1 pseudogene is annotated in these 410 nt (G+C 76.1%); it reads left to right on the top strand.

Features of this window, described 5'->3' with window-relative positions:
• Nucleotides 1-410 (top strand): annotated as a pseudogene (locus PHA29_RS10495) (UvrD-helicase domain-containing protein); the annotation flags it as partial.

The raw sequence follows: 410 nt of genomic DNA on the forward strand, positions 1-410 counted from the left end.
GGGCCCGGCCTGCGGCGACCCCGCACCCGCGGGGGCCGTCGTGCGGCTCGTGCGCAACTTCCGCAGCCATGCCTTCGTGCTCGAGTACGTCGCGCGCATCTTCGACGGGGAGCGCGGCGGCCTCATGCGGGGCTTCCTCGACCTGGAGCCGCACGAGGGACGCGACGACGCGCTCGTCGCGGATGCCTCGCGCCGGCAGGCCGTCCTCGTCGCGGGCGGCACCTCGGAGGAGCGCGCCCGCGCCAAGGCGCAGGCCGTGGCCGCCCGCTTCCGCGCGCTCGCGGACGCGGGCCAGCCGGCGGGCGACATGGTGCTGCTGCTGGGGAGCATGACGTTCTCGGGCATCTACGCGGACGCCGTGCGCGCGGCGGGGCTCGATTGCGTGATCACGGGCGGGTCGGTGTTCTCCT

This window comes from Candidatus Collinsella stercoripullorum (assembly GCF_027669965.1).
GTDB classification, from domain to species: Bacteria; Actinomycetota; Coriobacteriia; order Coriobacteriales; family Coriobacteriaceae; genus Collinsella; species Collinsella stercoripullorum.